The organism is Oleiphilus sp. HI0123 (assembly GCF_001635315.1).
The window spans coordinates 1-895 of record NZ_LWGE01000331.1; the positions used below are offsets into that span (position 1 = coordinate 1).

1 protein-coding gene is annotated in these 895 nt (G+C 45.3%); it reads right to left on the minus strand.

The genetic code is table 11. The annotated features are described in order from the left end of the window. On the minus strand, window positions 1-886 hold an 886-nt coding region (locus A3761_RS03165), incomplete at its 3' end, for an MATE family efflux transporter (RefSeq protein ID WP_197472775.1). Window positions 887-895 lie beyond the last annotated feature (9 nt).

The window sequence follows — 895 nt, forward strand, 5'->3', positions numbered from 1 at the left end:
CCGTGCCAACTATTATATTAGCAAGGCTTGTGGCCAGATATATACCCGCGAGATCAAAAAAATTACCAAGCGCTAATGCCAAGGGAATAAAAATTACGATTAAGCGTAGAAGTGACATGACCAAAGAGGGCATTGGTCTGCCGATACCGTTAGCTGCTGACGAGCTCAGCATAATGATGCCAAGAAATAGATAGCTGATAGGCACTAAGTATAAGTAGAGGGTGGAGGACTCAATAACTGATTCGTCTGCCGAAAACAACCCGGTTAGAGGCTTGGCAAATAGCCATAAACAAACGCTTGCCCCCAGTCCCCAAAGTGCAACGAACTTGAAGCTCATCTTAAGTGCTTCGAAAACCCGGTCATGTTTTTCTGCGCCCCAATTTTGGCCAACAAAAGGGCCCATAATGGAGGTTAGCCCCATAATTACGACAAGAAAGATTGCTTCAATACGTGACGCAACACCAAAACCGGCAACAGACTCGGGGCTGAATCGGGCTACAAGCCAGGTTGTTATCGCGATTGAAAGTGGTGCAATTAGATTTGTTCCTACAGCGGGAACAGCTATTTTGAGGATTGCCTGCCAGCTTTGTAATACCCGGCCATAGCAGCTCTTAAGGCTCAAGAAGTCGAACTTCTTTATCAATACATACAAACCAATTACCAGGGCAATCGAATACGCACAAACGGTTGATATGGCAGCGCCAGCTAGCCCAAGTTTAGGGAAACCAAGCAAGCCGAAAATTAGAATGGGGTCTAATATCATATTCACTATTGCAACGCTTATCATAACCATGCTGGGTAGTTTTGTATTGCCGGCAGCGCGAATAGCCGAATTACCGACCATCGGTATAACCACTACAAAGCTGGCTAGAAACCAAATATCCATAAACTCATG